General features: G+C 67.2%; 14 protein-coding genes and 1 tRNA gene. 11 read left to right on the top strand and 4 right to left on the bottom strand.

The genetic code is table 11. The annotated features are described in order from the left end of the window. Positions 1-8: 8 nt before the first annotated feature. Together ACFQ00_RS07400 and mutL are read right to left on the bottom strand one after the other, a co-directional pair. Complete coding sequence (locus tag ACFQ00_RS07400) at positions 9-416, bottom strand: DUF2147 domain-containing protein (protein ID WP_381488416.1); 408 nt, start codon at positions 414-416, stop codon at positions 9-11. A gap of 2 nt (positions 417-418) precedes the next feature. Then, positions 419-2,182: a DNA mismatch repair endonuclease MutL gene (gene mutL, locus ACFQ00_RS07395; protein WP_381488413.1), complete on the bottom strand. Its 1,764-nt coding sequence runs from the start codon at positions 2,180-2,182 to the stop codon at positions 419-421. Positions 2,183-2,355: 173 nt separating this feature from the next. On the opposite strand from mutL, the gene ACFQ00_RS07390 reads away from it, so the two are divergent. The 6 genes from ACFQ00_RS07390 to ACFQ00_RS07365 all read left to right on the top strand — a co-directional run bounded on the left by ACFQ00_RS07390 (position 2,356) and on the right by ACFQ00_RS07365 (position 8,073). Continuing rightward, a complete protein-coding gene (locus ACFQ00_RS07390) occupies positions 2,356-3,393 on the top strand; it encodes a rod shape-determining protein (protein ID WP_381488410.1) in 1,038 nt (345 codons plus the stop codon). 13 nt (positions 3,394-3,406) lie between these two features. Continuing rightward, positions 3,407-4,330: a rod shape-determining protein MreC gene (gene mreC, locus ACFQ00_RS07385; protein WP_381488406.1), complete on the top strand. Its 924-nt coding sequence runs from the start codon at positions 3,407-3,409 to the stop codon at positions 4,328-4,330. Beyond that, positions 4,327-4,854 (top strand): rod shape-determining protein MreD, encoded by a 528-nt coding sequence (mreD, locus tag ACFQ00_RS07380; protein ID WP_381488402.1) that lies wholly within the window; start codon positions 4,327-4,329, stop codon positions 4,852-4,854. Before mreC ends, mreD begins: the two co-directional genes overlap by 4 nt. Further along, a complete protein-coding gene (mrdA, locus tag ACFQ00_RS07375) occupies positions 4,851-6,776 on the top strand; it encodes a penicillin-binding protein 2 (RefSeq protein ID WP_381488400.1) in 1,926 nt (641 codons plus the stop codon). The genes mreD and mrdA overlap by 4 nt, the downstream gene beginning before the upstream one ends. Beyond that, positions 6,769-7,893 carry a rod shape-determining protein RodA gene (gene rodA / locus ACFQ00_RS07370; RefSeq protein ID WP_381488398.1) on the top strand — a complete coding sequence of 375 codons (1,125 nt, stop codon included), beginning with the start codon at positions 6,769-6,771 and terminating at the stop codon, positions 7,891-7,893. The genes mrdA and rodA overlap by 8 nt, the downstream gene beginning before the upstream one ends. 104 nt (positions 7,894-7,997) lie before the next feature. Further along, positions 7,998-8,073: transfer RNA gene (locus tag ACFQ00_RS07365), tRNA-Lys, on the top strand. A 35-nt stretch (positions 8,074-8,108) separates the two neighbouring features. Here ACFQ00_RS07365 and ACFQ00_RS07360 read toward each other — a convergent pair. Both ACFQ00_RS07360 and ACFQ00_RS07355 read right to left on the bottom strand, forming a co-directional pair. Continuing rightward, complete coding sequence (locus tag ACFQ00_RS07360) at positions 8,109-8,762, bottom strand: UTRA domain-containing protein (RefSeq protein ID WP_381488396.1); 654 nt, start codon at positions 8,760-8,762, stop codon at positions 8,109-8,111. Further along, positions 8,759-10,108 carry a formimidoylglutamate deiminase gene (locus ACFQ00_RS07355; protein WP_381488394.1) on the bottom strand — a complete coding sequence of 450 codons (1,350 nt, stop codon included), beginning with the start codon at positions 10,106-10,108 and terminating at the stop codon, positions 8,759-8,761. The genes ACFQ00_RS07360 and ACFQ00_RS07355 overlap by 4 nt, the downstream gene beginning before the upstream one ends. A 56-nt stretch (positions 10,109-10,164) precedes the next feature. Between ACFQ00_RS07355 and hutI the strand changes: the two genes are divergently transcribed. The 5 genes from hutI to ACFQ00_RS07330 all read left to right on the top strand — a co-directional run bounded on the left by hutI (position 10,165) and on the right by ACFQ00_RS07330 (position 15,915). Beyond that, positions 10,165-11,346 carry an imidazolonepropionase gene (hutI, locus tag ACFQ00_RS07350; protein WP_381488391.1) on the top strand — a complete coding sequence of 394 codons (1,182 nt, stop codon included), beginning with the start codon at positions 10,165-10,167 and terminating at the stop codon, positions 11,344-11,346. Continuing rightward, positions 11,343-12,845 carry a histidine ammonia-lyase gene (hutH, locus tag ACFQ00_RS07345; RefSeq protein WP_381488389.1) on the top strand — a complete coding sequence of 501 codons (1,503 nt, stop codon included), beginning with the start codon at positions 11,343-11,345 and terminating at the stop codon, positions 12,843-12,845. Before hutI ends, hutH begins: the two co-directional genes overlap by 4 nt. Further along, positions 12,842-13,657 (top strand): N-formylglutamate deformylase, encoded by an 816-nt coding sequence (gene hutG, locus ACFQ00_RS07340; RefSeq protein WP_381488387.1) that lies wholly within the window; start codon positions 12,842-12,844, stop codon positions 13,655-13,657. Before hutH ends, hutG begins: the two co-directional genes overlap by 4 nt. Continuing rightward, a complete protein-coding gene (hutU, locus tag ACFQ00_RS07335) occupies positions 13,654-15,309 on the top strand; it encodes a urocanate hydratase (protein WP_381488384.1) in 1,656 nt (551 codons plus the stop codon). Before hutG ends, hutU begins: the two co-directional genes overlap by 4 nt. Positions 15,310-15,426: 117 nt before the next feature. Next, the gene (locus ACFQ00_RS07330; protein ID WP_374599117.1) at positions 15,427-15,915 is read left to right on the top strand and encodes a flavin reductase family protein; all 489 of its coding nucleotides are present in this window, start codon (positions 15,427-15,429) and stop codon (positions 15,913-15,915) included. Positions 15,916-16,003 lie beyond the last annotated feature (88 nt).

The following is a 16,003-nucleotide window of genomic DNA, read 5'->3' as shown; positions in this document are numbered from 1 at the left end:
GTTCCCGCTTACTTCACCCGCGTCCACACCTGCGATTTGCAACCGATACCGCCGAGCAGGCAGCCTTTCCCTTCCAGCGTGTCGGCATCGATGATCGTGACGGTGCCGTGGAAGGTGCGGTTGATGTCGGGGACGTAGACCTTGCCTTTCCAGCGGCCTTCCTGCTGCTCCTCGAAATCCTGGAAGAGCTGGCGGCCGATCAACTGGTCCGTGCCGCCGCGCCGTGCGTCAGCCTTGGCCTTGGCGTTTGCCCACACCACGACGCCGCACATCTTGCCGTCGCACTCCCGCGCCTCGACGTGAACGCTGTTCTTGGGATTCTTCCACGTGCCGTAGGTCCGCTCCGAAAGCGTCGCGTCCTGCGCCATGGCCGGCGCTGAAAGAAGCATCATCGACACCAACACCGATCGCATCATGGCTACCGCCTCCCGAACAGCTTCTCGATATCTCCGCGCGCGAGCTTAACATAAGTCGGGCGCCCGTGGTTGCATTGGCCCGAATGGGGCGTCGCCTCCATCTCGCGCAGCAGCGCGTTCATTTCCGTGACGCTGAGCGAGCGGCCCGCGCGCACCGAGCCGTGACAGGCCATCGTCGCGAACACCTCGTCGAGCCGTTCCTTCAGGCTGTGCGCCGCGCCGAGGCTGCTGATGTCGTCGGCAAGATCGCGCACCAGCGCCTTGGTGTCGGCATTGCCGAGGATCGCGGGCGTGGCGCGAACGAGGATCGCCTCCGCGCCGAAGCGCTCGATCTCCAGCCCCATCTCGGCAAGCTCGGCGGCGTGCGCTTCGAGCCCGTCGCACTCGGCTTCGTCGAGTTCCACGACTTCGGGGAGGAGCAAGGCTTGCGACCGGACACCGCCACCCTCCATCGCCCGCTTCATCTTTTCGAGCGTCAGGCGCTCGTGCGCGGCGTGCTGATCGACGATGACGAGCGAATCCGCCGTTTCCGCGACGATCCAGCTGCCGTGCACCTGCCCGCGCGCGGCGCCGAGCGGGAATGCTGTGAGATCCGCATCGCGGCTTTCCGCGTAGACCGGCGAAGGCGCTTCGGCGCGGGCCTGCGGCGGTGCGTTGAACCGGAAGCTGTGATCGCCGAACATCGCGGGACGCGCGGGCGCAGGTGCCGCGATCGGTTCGGGCCGAAACGCGGAAAGCGCGGCTTCCGAGACCGTGGTCGCAGCGTGCCCGCTGCCGCTGTCGAGCGCATGGCGGAGCCCGGAGACGATGAGGCCGCGCACCAGCGCCGGATCGCGGAAGCGCACTTCGGTTTTCGCGGGATGCACGTTCACGTCGACGAAGTCGAAGGGCACGTCGAGGAACAACGCCAGCACCGGGTGCCGATCGCGCGCAAGGAGGTCGCGGTAGGCGCCGCGCACCGCGCCGAGCAGCAGCCGGTCCTTCACCGGACGTCCGCCGACGAACAGATATTGGTGGTCCGCCGCGCCCCGGCTGTAGGTCGGCACCGCCGCGAGCCCGCCGAGACGAAGCCCGTCGCGCACCAGATCGATCGCGACGGCGTTGTCGGTGAATTCCTGCCCCAATATGGCCGCGAGCCGCGCCACACGCGCGCTTTCGAGCAGATCGGCCGAAGGCTGCGCATCGAGCAGCCGGCGGCCTTCGTGGCTTACGCTGAACCCCACATCGGCGCGCGCCATCGCGAGACGGCGCACGGTGTCGAGGCAGGCGGCAAGCTCTGCACGCGGGCTTTTCATGAACTTGCGCCGCGCGGGCACCTTGCCGAAAAGGTCCGCGACCGAAACACGCGTACCCTGCGGCAACGAGGCCGGTCCGTCGCGCTGGATGGCACCGTGGTCGACCTCGATCTCCCACCCCTCCCCGCTTGCCGTCCGGCTGGCGATGCGGAAGCGGCTGACGCTGGCTATCGAGGGCAGCGCCTCGCCGCGGAAGCCCATCGTGGCGATCGCTTCGAGGTCGCCGGTCGGAAGTTTCGACGTGGCGTGGCGTTCGAGCGAGAGGCGGAGGTCGTCCGCATCCATCCCGCAGCCGTTGTCGGTGACGGCGATGAGATCGAGGCCGCCGCCTTCAAGCTCGACGGCGATTCGCGTCGCGCCCGCATCGAGCGCATTTTCGACGAGTTCCTTCACCGCGCTTGCCGGCCGCTCGACGACTTCGCCGGCGGCGATGCGGTTGACGAGGTCTTCAGGCAGGCGGCGAATGGGCATGGCCGCCACTTCGTAGCAACGATCGCAAGGCTTTGTTAGCGGTTCGTCGCGTATTGCGTGGTGAAAGCCGCGTTAACCACGGAAGCGACGCCAATGCGCCCCTTGCACTTCCCTGCGACAACACTGCATATGCAGGCCAACGCGCGTCCACACGCATAAAAGAGAAGAACTCCATGCTCAGCCGCATTTTCGGTTTTCTTGCCCAGGATATGGCCATCGATCTCGGTACGGCCAACACGCTCGTCTACGTGCGCGGGCGCGGTATCGTGCTCAACGAGCCGTCGGTGGTCGCGATCGAGACGATCAACGGCCGCAAGATGGTGAAGGCAGTCGGCAACGACGCCAAGATGATGATGGGCAAGACGCCGGGCAACGTTGAAGCCATCCGCCCGCTGCGCGACGGCGTGATCGCCGACATCTATGTCGCCGAGCAGATGATCAACCACTTCATCAAGAAGGTGCACACGCGGAAGTTCGGCAATTATCCCGAAATCGTGATCTGCGTGCCCTCGGGCTCCACGAGCGTCGAGCGCCGCGCCATCCGCGACGCCGCGAACAACGCGGGCGCGAGCCAAGTGTATCTGATCGAGGAGCCGATGGCCGCCGCGATCGGTGCCGGGATGCCGGTGACAGAGCCGATCGGATCGATGGTTGTCGACATCGGCGGCGGCACCACCGAAGTCGCCGTGCTTTCGCTGCGCGGCCTCGCCTACACGACCTCCGTGCGCGTCGGCGGCGACAAGATGGACGACGCCATCGTCAGCTACGTCCGCCGCAACCACAACCTGCTGATCGGCGAAGCCACGGCAGAGCGCATCAAGAAGGAAATCGGCACGGCGAAGCCGCCGCTCGACGGCGTCGGCGTGACGCTGGAGATCAAGGGCCGCGACCTGATGAACGGCGTGCCCAAGGAAATCACCATCAATCAGGCGCAGATCGCCGAGGCGCTTTCTGAGCCGGTTTCGGCGATCGTCGAGGGCGTCCGTCAGGCGCTTGAAAACACCGCGCCGGAGCTTGCCGCCGACATCGTCGATCAGGGCATCGTGCTGACGGGTGGCGGTGCGCTGCTCGGCCAGCTCGACGAAGTTCTGCGCGACGCGACCGGCCTTCCCGTCACCGTTGCCGACGATCCGCTGACCTGCGTTGCGCTCGGCACCGGCCGCGCGCTCGAAGAGCCGATCTTTCGCGGCGTCCTGACCACCGCACTCTAGGGAGTCGCTGCGGATGGCGTGGCCACCCCGCAGATCGAGCGGGCGGAGTTCGCGCCGGCAACGCAACATCGCGCTTCTGGGACGCGCGGCGACGATCGCCGCCGTTGCCGTTGCCGCGATGCTGCTGGTGCTGAGCCGTGCCAGCCCTGACCGATATTCTGCGCTGCGCAGCGGCGCGGCCGATCTCGTTGCGCCGCTCTGGACTGCCATTCTGATACCGCTTGCCGAGGTTCAGGCCGCGGCGGGTTCGGTCGCCGACTATTTCAAGGCGGTCGAGAAGGTGCGGCTGCTCGAAGGCCGCGAGCGCATGTACCAGATCGAGCGCGAGCGCCACGCGCAGGCGCTGCACGAGAACCGCGAGCTCAAATCGCTCCTCAAGGTCTCCGAACCGGCGCGCGAGCGCATCGGCGTGTTCGCGATCTCCGGCTCCAGCACCGGCGCCTATGTCCGTTACGCGCTCATCAGCGGCGGCGCGCGGCACGCCATCGAACCCGGCCAACCCGTGCTCGCGGCCGCGGGCCTTATCGGCCGCACGGTCGATGTCGGCAAGCGCGCCACACGCGTGATGCTGCTCACCGACGTATCGAGCCGCGTGCCCGTGCGCGTCGTGCGCACCGGGCTTCCCGCGCTCCTTATCGGCAAGAACCTACCGCTGCTCGACGTCGACCTCTCCGGCCCCTCCAATTCCGAAGTCCGTATCGGCGACCGGCTCGTCACCTCGGGCGACGGCGGCCTGTTCCCACCCGGCCTTACCGTGGCAACCGTCGTCAGCGTTTCCGGCGACATGCCTGAAGCCCGCCCGGCGGCGACACCCGACGGGCTCGACTATGTGATCGTCGAGCGTCCCTACATGCCGCCCATGCCGCTTCCCGAAGAGCCGACGCAGGCGCGCGAAGCCCATCCCGAAGCCGTGATCCAGCAACAGGTAGCGGAATGATCACGACGCCGTGGCACCAGATGACCGCGCGCGAGCGGGCACGCTGGATTTTCGATCACTGGAAGCTGGCGATCCCGCTGATCGTCATCGTCGTCGCCTATATGATGATGACGCTGCCGATGTTCGCGCCGCTGCCCGTGATGCCCAATCTCGCGTTGCTGCTCGTGCTGCTCTGGACGCTCTACCGCCCGCAGCAGATGCCCGAATGGACCGGGTTGCCGATGGGGATTGCCGGCGACATCCTGCTCGGAACGCCCGTCGGCGCGAACGGACTGCTCTTGCCGCTGTTCATGATGCTCGTGCGCTATGCAGACGTGTATGTGCGCCGCGCGAGCTGGGTCGGCGACTGGCTGTTCAGCATCCCCTTGCTGTTCGTGTACCATCTGGCGCTGTGGAGACTTTGCGCCCTCGTCGCGGACCCGTTCCCCTTCCTGCCGCTTGCGACGCAGACGGTGGCGACGATCGCCGTGTACCCGCTCGCCGCGCACTTCTTCGCGCGGATCCAGCGTAGGTGGGCGCCATGAAGCTCACCTCCGAAGCCGCGCGCGAGCAGATGTTCACGCGCCGCACGCTCTTTGTGGGCGCGGCGACCGGCGGTCTCGGCCTGCTGCTGGCCGGGCGCATGGCGTATCTCTCAATCTTCGAGCAGGAGAAATACAAGCTCCTTGCCGAGGACAACCGCGTTTCCGTGCGCCTGATCCCGCCGCGGCGCGGCTGGATCGTCGACCGGAACGGCAAGCCGCTCGCCGTCAACCAGCCCGACTACCGGCTGGAGATGATCCCCGAGCAGATCGCCGACCTCGAACAGACGCTCGCCGATCTCACGCGCCTGCTCAGGCTGCCGCCCGAGGAGGTCGCGCGGATTCGCGATGCCGCGGCCACGCAGCCGAAATACCTCCCCATTCAGGTCGCCGCGGGCATCAGCTGGAACGATTTCGCCGCGATCAACGTACGCCTGCCCGATTATGACGGCGTGCAGCCCGTGCGCGGCTTCACGCGCTACTATCCCGATGGCGATTCTGTCGGCCATCTGCTCGGCTATGTCGGCGCCCCCACACGCGAGCAGTATCTCGCGGCGGACCGCGATCCGCTCTACCTGCACCCCGCTTTCAAGCTCGGCAAGGACGGCATCGAGAAGGTGCTCGATGTGCCGCTGCGCGGCAAGGCGGGTGCGCGCCGCGTGGAGGTGAACGCGCGCGGGCGTGTGATCCGCGAGCTTTCCACGGTGAACGATACGCCCGGCCAGACCGTGAAGCTCACCATCGATCGCGATCTCCAGTCCTTCGCGGCGCGGCGCCTTGGCCCCGAATCCGGCAGTGTCGTCGTCCTCGACGTGTGGACGGGCGACGTTCTGACGCTCGTCTCCATGCCCGCGTTCGATCCAAACACGTTTTCCGACGGCATCAGCCACAAGGAATGGAACGCGTTGATGTCGGACGATCACAATCCGCTCATCAACAAGACCGTGCAGGGCCTTTATCCGCCGGGATCGACGTTCAAACCGGTGACGGCGCTTGCCGCGCTCGAATACGGGATCAGCCCGGACGCCACGGTGCACTGCCCCGGCGCCTATTACCTCGGCAGCCACCGCTTCGCCTGCTGGCGGCGCGGCGGGCACGGCACCGTGAACCTCGACAAGAGCATCTTCCAGAGCTGCAACGTCTATTACTATACGCGCGGCCGCGAGATCGGCATCGAGCGGATTGCGAGCATGGCGAAGCGCCTTGGGCTTGGGCATGACTATGAAGGCCTGTCGCTACCGGCGCAGCGCGAGGGTCTGGTCCCCACGCCCGAATGGAAGCGCCGCCGCTACGACAAGGAATGGCTGACCGGCGAGACGCTGAACACCGCGATCGGCCAGGGCTACATGCTCACCTCGCCGCTGCAGCTTGCCGTGATGTCGGCGCGCATTGCTTCAGGCCGGAGCGTCGTGCCGCGCCTCGTTTCCGGCGGCAGCACGCCGGGCACCATCGATATCGATCCCGAACATCTCGCGCGCGTCCGCTACGCCATGGGCCTCACGGTGAACGGCCCGCAGGGCACCGCCGGACGTTCGCGCCTTCCCATCCCCATCCAGATGGCGGGGAAGACCGGCACTGCGCAGGTGCGCGCGCTGACGAGCGCGACACGCGGCGCCAATTTCAAGTCGATCCCGTGGAAATACCGCGATCACGGCCACTTCATCGCCTTCGCGCCGGTCGAGGAGCCGCGCTATGCGGTGAGCGTCGTCGTCGAGCACGGCGGCGGCGGCAGCATCGCCGCCGCGCCGATCGCGAAGGACGTGATGACCTTCCTGTTCGCACCCGAGATCGCGATGGCCGCACTTGAACGGCTGGAGGAAGGCTGGGGCCGGGAGGCCGCACAGCGCGCCGCCGTGGCCGCCGCAGCGGCAGCGGCGCAGGCCGCCACCCCGCCCTCGCCCACAGAACCGATCCCCGATGCTTAACAGCGCGATCCCCGAACGGCTGCAGGCGCTGCCCTGGCGGATGCTGCTGACGCTGCTCGCGCTCGGCGGGTTCGGGCTTGCCGTGCTTTATTCCGCCGCGGGCGGGCACGTGCGCCCGTGGGCGTTCAATCAGGGCATCCGGTTCACACTGTTTTTCGTGATGGCCCTCGCCATGAGCCAGGTGCCGCTGTCGTGGTGGCTGCGCGCCGCTTACCCCGGCTATGCGATCGTTCTTGTCATGCTGCTCGGGGTCGAGATTCTGGGCAAGGTCGGCGGCGGCAGCCAACGCTGGCTCGATCTCGGAGTCATTCGGCTGCAGCCCTCTGAACTCATGAAAATCGCCATCGTGCTCGCACTGGCGCGCTTCTTTCACTATTTGCCGCGCGTCGAAACGCAGCGATGGGGGAGCCTCGTCGCACCCGCCGTGCTCATCGGGTTACCCGTGGGGCTCGTCATGCTGCAGCCCGATCTCGGCACCGCGCTTTCGATCGCGTTCGGGGGGGTCGTGATCGTGTTTCTGGCGGGCGCGCGCATGTCGCTGTTCGTGGGCGGCGGCGCGGCGCTCGTCGCGGCGATTCCCATCGCAGTCAGCCTGCTGCACGATTATCAGCGGCGGCGCGTGCTCATCTTCCTTGATCCGGATGCCGATCCGCTCGGCGCGGGCTACCACATCACCCAGTCGAAGATCGCGATCGGATCGGGCGGCCTTTCCGGCAAGGGCTTCCTTTCGGGCACGCAGAGCCACCTCCAGTATCTTCCCGAGCTGCACACCGACTTCATCTTCGCGACGATGGCGGAGGAATGGGGTCTCTTCGGCATGTTCTTCGTGCTCGCCTGCTACGCGATCATCCTCGGCTGGGGCTTCTCGGTGGCGCTCCGCGCGCGCAACCAGTTCGCGCGGCTCACCGCTGCGGGCCTCACCTGCACATTGTTCTTCTACGTGTTCGTCAATCTTGCGATGGTGATGGGCTTCGCCCCCGTCGTCGGCATTCCGCTGCCGCTGATGTCCTACGGAGGATCGGCGATGATGACCGCGATGATCCTCATCGGCATCATGCTTTCGATCGATCGCCAGCGCGAGGAAACCATGATCGGCGAAGGCCCGTCGGCATTCTAGGGCACGAGGCGCGATTCCGGTCTTGCAACCCGGGATACCCCGCGCTATAGCGCCCGCCTCGCGGTTGAAAGCGGCGCCCCGGCGCCCTATCTCATGCCCGATGTGGATGCATAGCTCAGTTGGTAGAGCAGCTGACTCTTAATCAGCGGGTCCTAGGTTCGAGCCCTAGTGCATCCACCACTTCTTTCCTCAAAACCTGAAATCAGGCGGCCAAATCAGGCGCCGGGCGCGAAATCCGCGACAAGGTCGTGGCGATCGCCAGGGAAGAGCTGCGAAACGCTCGTCACGGGATCCCCGCCGCGCCATGTCCAGCGCTCGATGCGTAGGCACGCGGTGCGCGGAATGCCGAGCAGGCGCGCTTCGGCGGCGGTGGGCATCACGGCGCTGATCCGGTGCCGCGCCTCGCTCCACGGTACGCGCTTCAAAAGCCAGGTGCCGGGCGCTTCATCCGCGAACGTCTCGGCTTCAGCCTCGGGCACGGCGGCGAGCGAGATTTCGCGCTGCTCGATGCAATAGGGCTCATCGCCCGCGTGATGGAGCCCGGTCACGACGACATTCCCGTCCTGAACCTCGCGTTTCAGCCGCTGCCAGCGATAGGCAAGCCCGCGTTCCGCGACGACCTTCGCGAGGTCCGGAACTTCCAGAACCGCCGAATGCACGCGCGGGTGCGCAACGAACGATCCCGCCTTGCGCCGCCGCTCGATCAGCCCTGCCCGCGCCAGCATCTCCAGCGCCTTGCTCACCGTGGCGCGCGAGCAGCCATAGCTACGGACGAGTTCGTGTTCGAAGGGGATGCGGTCTCCCGGCTTCCATTCGCCCGAACGGATTCGTCCCTCGATATCGGCGCGGATGCGCTCGCCGGGCTTCACGCGGTAAGGCGCTCCAGCGCGGCGGCATAACGCGCCGTGATCGCCCCCCGCGCGACATGGCGGCCGCCTTCCACCTGCCGCACGCCGCCGGCCCAGACGCTGTCCACACAGCCCGCGCCGCCCGCGAAAATCCAGCTATCGAGAATCATGTCGCTTTTTCTTGCGGCGAGCGCCGGATGGCAAGCATCGAGCGCAATGATATCGGCGGGCATCCCGGCCGCGAGTCCGCTTTTCACGCCCAGCGCCTGCGCACCGCCCGCCTGCGCCCCGCCGAACAGCCGCTCCCCGACCGACGCGGTTTCCTCGCAGCCGAGAATGTTGCGGCGCCGATGGTGAAGCCGCTGGCTGTATTCGATCATGCGCAGTTCGCTCGCCGCATCGACAAGGATGTTCGAATCGGTGCCCGTGCCGATGCGGCCCTCAAGGCGCAGATAGGCTTCCGCCGGGAACACGCCGTCGCCGAGGTTCGCTTCCGTCACCGGGCAAAGCCCCGCGACCGCACCCGAGGCGGCGAGCCCCATGACTTCCACGTCGTCGATATGTGTGGCGTGGATCAGGCACCAACGCTCGTCGACAGGCGCGTTTTCGAGCAGCCATTCAACAGGCCGCGCACCGGACCACGCGCGGCAGGCGTCCACCTCCTTCGTCTGCTCGGCGGCATGGATATGGATAGGCCCGCCCTCCGCGAGCGGCAGGATCGCGGCAAGCTCTTCCGCCGTTACCGCGCGCAGCGAATGCGGCGCGATGCCGATCACGTCACCCTTGCGCAGCTTGGCACGGCTCGCCTCCATCAGCCGTGCAAAGCCATCAATGTCGCTGATGAAGCGGCGTTGCCCCGGCGCGGGCGGCGTGCCGCCGAAATCGGCGTGCGCATAGAACACGGGCAGCAGTGTGAGGCCGATCCCGGTTTCCTCTGACGCCGCAACGATGCTTCCCGCCGTTTCCGCGGGGTCGGCGTAGCGGCCACCGCCGATGTCGTTGTGGAGGTAGTGGAACTCGCCGACGCGCGTGTAGCCGCTCTCCAGCATCTCGGCATAGGCGAGCGCGGTGATCGCGGCGATGTCGTCGGGCGTCATGCGGCCGAGGAAGCGGTACATCACCTCGCGCCACGACCAGAAATCGTCGTCCGGCCGCCCGCGCCGCTCGGAAAGTCCGGCCATGCCGCGCTGGAAACCGTGGCTGTGAACGTTGCAGAGCCCCGGAATCGCGATGCCGTGGCGCTCGTCTCCCGCCCCCGGCGCAACGCCCGTTTCGACGCTTTCGATCAGCCCTCCGGCCAGCGTCAACCGCACGTCCTTTGCCCAGCCGCCGTTCAGTCTTGCCTGCGTGAACCAGAGTCTTTGCATCGCCACCTCGATATTATGTCTAGACATAATAACCGATCGCGCTGAGAATGGCACGCATGAATCGCCTCTGGCACAACGCAAGACTGATGACGCTCGAAGGGCGCGGCCTCGGTATCGTCGAGGACGGCGCCGTGGTGTGCGAGGGCGGCATCATCACCTATGCAGGGCCGCGCGCCGGGGCGCCGAGCGCCGCTGAAACCATCGATTGCGAAGACCGCTGGATTTCGCCGGGCCTCATCGATTGCCACACGCATCTCGTCTACGCTGGAAACCGCGCGCGCGAATTCGAATTGCGGCTCGCAGGCGCATCCTATGAAGAGATCGCCCGCGCGGGCGGCGGCATCGTCTCGACGATGACAGCAACGCGCGCGGCGAGCGAAGACGATCTCGTCGCAGCCTCCCTGCCCCGCCTCGATGCGCTGATCGCCGAGGGCGTCACCACGGTCGAGATCAAATCCGGCTACGGCCTCTCGCTGGACGCCGAGCGCAGGCAACTCCGCGCTGCGCGCCGTCTCGGCGAAGAACGTAATGTGGCCGTCATCACCACCTTCCTCGGCGCGCACGCCCTGCCGCCTGAATTCACCGACCCCGACGCCTATGTCGCCCACATATGCGACGTAATGCTGCCCGCGCTCGTCGCGGAAGGGCTCGTCGATGCCGTCGACGCCTTCTGCGAGGGCATCGGCTTCTCGCCCGATCAGGTGGCGCGGGTGTTCGACGCTGCCAAAGCGATCGGCCTGCCCGTAAAACTCCACGCCGAGCAGCTTTCCGATCTCGGCGGCGCGGCACTTGCCGCCCGCCATGGCGCGCTTTCGGCCGACCACCTCGAACATCTGAATGAGACCGGCATTGCCGCGATGGCCGCCTCCGGCACCGCCGCCGTGCTGCTCCCCGGCGCCTTCTATTTCACGCGCGAGGAGAAGCGCCCGCCCGTCGCCGCGCTCCGCGCGCACGGCGTGCCCATCGCGCTTGCGACGGATTGCAACCCCGGCACCTCGCCCCTCACCTCGCCGCTGCTCGCAATGAACATGGCAGCGACATTGTTCCGCCTGACGGTGGACGAATGCATCGCCGGTTTCACGCGCGAGGCCGCGCGCGCTCTCGGGCGCAGCGACATCGGCACGCTTGCGCCCGGCAAGGCCTGCGATCTCGCGATCTGGGACATCGGCGAGCCCGCCGAACTCGTTTACCGCATGGGCTTCAATCCGCTCCATGCGCGCATCTGGAGAGGACAGTGACGATCACGCTCACCCCCGGCGCCATCGGTTTCGAAACCCTGCGCGCCATCTATCGCGGCGAAGCGGCAGCGCTCGACCCGGCCGCCTTTCCCGCCATCGAAGCGAGCGCTGCTGCCGTCGCGCGCATCCTCGATCGCGGCGATCCCGTTTACGGTATCAACACCGGCTTCGGGAAACTCGCCTCGGTCCGCATCGACGACGCCGATCTCGCCACGCTCCAGCGCAACATCGTGCTCAGCCACGCGGCAGGTGTCGGCGACCCGATGCCCCGCGCGGTCGTGCGCCTGATGATGGCATTGAAGCTGGCGAGCTTCGGCCATGGCGCCTCGGGCGTCTCCACGGCGACCGTGCACCTTATCGAGGCCGTGCTGGCGAAAGACCTGATGCCCACGATCCCGTCGCAGGGCTCCGTCGGCGCCAGCGGCGACCTCGCCCCGCTCGCGCACATGGCCGCGACCATGATCGGCGTGGGTGAGATCGACGGCATCCCGGCAGCCGAAGCACTGGCGAAGGCAGGGCTCGCTCCCCTCACGCTCGGTGCGAAGGAAGGTCTCGCGCTCCTCAACGGCACGCAGTTCTCTTGCAGCTACGCGCTCGCGGGTCTGTTCGAAGCCGAAAGCCTCTTCCGCACCGCGCTCGTCACCGGCGCGCTCTCCACGGAAGCCGCGAAGGGTTCCGACACGCCGTTCGATCCCCGTATCCACACGCTGCGTCGTCATCGCGGCCAGATCGACGTCGCGGAGGCGCTGCGCACGCTGATGCGCGCTTCCGCCATCCGCGCCTCGCACCTCGAAGGCGACGCGCGCGTTCAGGACCCGTACTGCCTGCGCTGCCAGCCGCAGGTGATGGGCGCCGTGCTCGGCATTCTGCGACAGGCGGCCGAAACGCTCGTCGACGAGGCGAATGGCGTTTCGGACAATCCCCTCATCTTCGCCGATACGGACGAGGCGCTTTCCGGCGGCAATTTCCACGCCGAGCCCGTCGCCTTCGCGGCGGACATGATCGCGCTCGCGCTCTGCGAGATCGGATCGATCGCCGAGCGCCGCATCGCCATGCTCGTCGATCCCGCGCTCTCCGGCCTCCCGGCGTTCCTCACGCCGAAGCCCGGCCTCAACTCGGGCTTCATGATCCCGCAGGTGACCGCGGCGGCGCTCGTTTCGGAAAACAAGCAGCGCGCCTATCCCGCGAGCGTCGATTCGATCCCGACCTCGGCCAATCAGGAAGACCACGTCTCGATGGCCGCGCATGGCGCGCGCCGCCTGCTGCCGATGGCCGAGAACCTCGCTTCCGTTCTCGCCATTGAGTATCTCGCCGCCGTGCAGGGCTGCGATTTCCATGCGCCGCTCACCTCCAGCCCTGCGCTCGAACAGGCCCGCGCCGCACTCCGCGTCAAGGTCCCGACGCTCGACCACGACCGCCATTTCCATCCCGATATCGTCGCGGCGGCGAGCCTCGTGAACGCGGGCACGCTCGCCGCGCTCGCGGAGCTTTCGCTATGACGTGGCTGATGGTGCACCAGGGCGAAGCGCCGCTCGTCGTTGCCTTCCCGCACACCGGCACCACGATCCCGCCGGAAATCGAGGACACGCTGCGTTCGCCGTGGCTCGCGCTCAAGGACACCGACTGGTGGGTGGACGCGCTCTACGCCTTCGCGCGCGATCTCGGCGCCACGACGATCCGCACCGGCATGTCGCGCACGGTGATCGACGTGAACCGCGATCCGTCCGGCGTCTCGCTCTATCCCGGCCAGATCACCACGGGCCTCTGCCCCACCGAAACCTTCGACGGTGAGCCCTTCTACCGCCCCGGCGAGGAGCCGGACGAAGCCGAAATCGCGCGCCGCCGCGAGACATGGTTCGATCCCTACCACCGCGTCCTCTCCGAAGAGCTCGCGCGCCTGCGCCGCCGCCACGCGCACGTCGTGCTCTATGATGCGCATTCCATTCGCGGCCATGTGCCCCGCCTGTTCCCGGGCGACCTTCCCGACCTCAACGTCGGCACCAACGGCGGCGCGACCTGCGCGCCCGCGCTCGCCGAGGTGGTGATGGCCGCCTGCGAACGTTCGCCCTACACGCATGTCCTCGACGGACGTTTCAAGGGCGGTTGGACGACGCGCCACTACGGCAACCCCGGCGCAGGCATCCACGCGGTCCAGATGGAACTCGCGATGCGCACCTACCTCGCCGAGCCTCCTGTCACCGCGTGGGGCAACTGGCCCGCCGACTACGACCCCGCCCGCGCGCAGCCGCTGCAATCCACACTCCGCGAGGTTCTGGAAGCCGCCCTCGCTTTCGCCAAAGGCCACGCATGACCCGCACCGACACCAGCCGCATCATCCGCCCCGCCACCGGCACGACGCTCAGCGCGAAAAGCTGGCTGACCGAAGCGCCCTTGCGGATGCTGATGAACAACCTGCATCCGGACGTCGCCGAGCGCCCCGAAGAGCTTGTCGTCTACGGCGGCATCGGTCGCGCCGCGCGTGATTGGGAAAGCTACGACAGGATCGTCGAGACGCTGCGCCGCCTGAACGACGACGAGACGCTGCTCATCCAGTCGGGCAAGCCTGTCGGTGTGTTCCGCACCCATGCGGACGCGCCGCGCGTGCTGATCGCCAATTCCAACCTCGTCCCGCACTGGGCGACGTGGGAGCATTTCAACGAACTCGACCGCAAGGGTCTCGCCATGTACGGCCAGATGACGGCGGGCTCGTGGATCTACATCGGCACGCAGGGTATCGTTCAGGGCACCTACGAAACGTTCGTCGAGATGGGCCGCCAGCACTACGGCGGCGATCTTTCGGGCAAATGGCTGCTGACGGCAGGCCTCGGCGGCATGGGCGGCGCGCAGCCGCTCGCGGCAGTGATGGCGGGCGCATCGTGCCTCGCCATCGAATGCCAGCCGAGCCGCATCGAGATGCGCCTGCGCACCGGCTACCTCGATCATGCGGCGGAGAGCCTCGACGAAGCGTTGCGCCTCGTCACCGCCGCGACGAAACCAATTTCCGTCGGCCTCCTCGGCAACGCCGCCGAGCTTCTCCCCGAAATCTACCAGCGCGGCATCCGCCCCGACCTCCTCACCGACCAGACCTCCGCGCACGACCCCGTGAACGGTTACCTGCCCGCAGGCTGGAGCCTCGAACGCTGGTTCGGGATGCGCGCGCAGAACCCGGAAATCGTCGCCGAGGCCGCGAAAGCCTCGATGGCCGATCACGTCCGCGCCATGCTCGATTTCCAGAAGGCGGGCGTCCCCACGGTCGATTACGGCAACAACATCCGGCAGGTCGCGAAGGACGCGGGCGTCGAAGACGCGTTCGCCTTCCCGGGCTTCGTTCCCGCCTACATCCGGCCGCTGTTCTGCCGCGGCATCGGCCCGTTCCGCTGGGTGGCGCTCTCGGGCGACCCGGAAGATATCTACAAAACCGACGCGAAGGTGAAAGAACTCATCCCCGACAACCCGCACCTCCACAACTGGCTCGACATGGCGCGCGAACGCATCAAGTTTCAGGGCCTGCCCGCGCGCATCTGCTGGGTCGGGCTCGGCGATCGCCACCGCCTCGGTCTCGCCTTCAACGAAATGGTAGCGAAGGGAGAGCTCAAGGCCCCCGTCGTCATCGGCCGCGACCATCTCGATTCCGGCTCCGTCGCCAGCCCCAACCGCGAGACCGAAGCGATGCGCGACGGCTCCGATGCCGTATCAGACTGGCCGCTCCTCAATGCGCTCCTCAACACCGCGTCCGGCGCCACATGGGTGTCGCTCCACCACGGCGGCGGCGTCGGCATGGGCTATTCGCAGCATTCGGGCATGGTCATCGTCTGCGACGGCAGCGAAGCCGCCGCACGCCGCATCGAACGCGTGCTGTGGAACGACCCCGCAACGGGCGTCATGCGCCATGCGGATGCGGGCTACGACATCGCGCGCGACTGCGCGCGCGAACAGGGCCTCGATCTCCCCGCCATTCTCTGACGGACGCGGCACGGAAAAATATTCCTTCCCGAAAGGATGGCTGGAACGCGCCATGCCGCGCTTGGCATTGCGTTTCCTCCTGTGCCATAGGCTCCCGGCAAAAGCGGGAGAAGCGCGTTGGGTGAAATCGATCTCGTCGGTGCGACCAAGCAGGCGCTGCGCCGTCTCGCCACCACGGTCTGCGTCATCAGCAGCCGCCACGAGGGCGAACGCTTCCTGATGGCAGCGACCGCCGTCGAAGCGATGTCGATGGACCCACCCTCGATGCTCGTCTGCGTCAACCGCTCCGCATCGATCCACGCCCCGCTCGCAGCGGGCGCGGACTTCGCCATCAACGTGCTGTCCGCCGATCAGGAGGATATCTCGCGCCTGTGCGGCGGCGGCGCCAAGGGCGAGGAACGCTTCGCCTGCGGCGACTGGCGGGACGGCCCGGGCGGCCTCCCTCTGCTCGGCGGCGCGCAGGCAAATGTCGTCTGCAAGCAGGACGGGCTTTTCGCTTACGGCACGCACACCATCGTCATCGGCCGCGTGGAGTCCGTCACCGTCGGCGATGTCGTCGACCCGCTGCTCTACGTCGACGGCCGCTACACGCGCGTTCCCGCCTGACACCCAAAGCGCGTCTTCAAGGCTGAACATCCCGGTTGGCGTCTCCGTCTGGAGTCGCGCACGGCGTCCGACTACCATCGCGCCGGAT

Source organism: Sphingosinicella xenopeptidilytica (assembly GCF_042676985.1).
Taxonomy (GTDB): domain Bacteria; phylum Pseudomonadota; class Alphaproteobacteria; order Sphingomonadales; family Sphingomonadaceae; genus Sphingosinicella; species Sphingosinicella xenopeptidilytica.
Note: the sequence above shows the minus strand (reverse complement) of the source record. Positions and strands in the feature narration are given on the sequence as shown.

Coding starts and splice junctions, on each gene's coding strand:
- ACFQ00_RS07400 (WP_381488416.1), bottom strand. CDS start 416: ATGATGCGATCGGTGTTGGTGTCGATGATGCTTCTTTCAGCGCCGGCC.
- mutL (WP_381488413.1), bottom strand. CDS start 2,182: ATGCCCATTCGCCGCCTGCCTGAAGACCTCGTCAACCGCATCGCCGCC.
- ACFQ00_RS07390 (WP_381488410.1), top strand. CDS start 2,356: ATGCTCAGCCGCATTTTCGGTTTTCTTGCCCAGGATATGGCCATCGAT.
- mreC (WP_381488406.1), top strand. CDS start 3,407: ATGGCGTGGCCACCCCGCAGATCGAGCGGGCGGAGTTCGCGCCGGCAA.
- mreD (WP_381488402.1), top strand. CDS start 4,327: ATGATCACGACGCCGTGGCACCAGATGACCGCGCGCGAGCGGGCACGC.
- mrdA (WP_381488400.1), top strand. CDS start 4,851: ATGAAGCTCACCTCCGAAGCCGCGCGCGAGCAGATGTTCACGCGCCGC.
- rodA (WP_381488398.1), top strand. CDS start 6,769: ATGCTTAACAGCGCGATCCCCGAACGGCTGCAGGCGCTGCCCTGGCGG.
- ACFQ00_RS07355 (WP_381488394.1), bottom strand. CDS start 10,108: ATGCAAAGACTCTGGTTCACGCAGGCAAGACTGAACGGCGGCTGGGCA.
- hutI (WP_381488391.1), top strand. CDS start 10,165: ATGAATCGCCTCTGGCACAACGCAAGACTGATGACGCTCGAAGGGCGC.
- hutG (WP_381488387.1), top strand. CDS start 12,842: ATGACGTGGCTGATGGTGCACCAGGGCGAAGCGCCGCTCGTCGTTGCC.
- hutU (WP_381488384.1), top strand. CDS start 13,654: ATGACCCGCACCGACACCAGCCGCATCATCCGCCCCGCCACCGGCACG.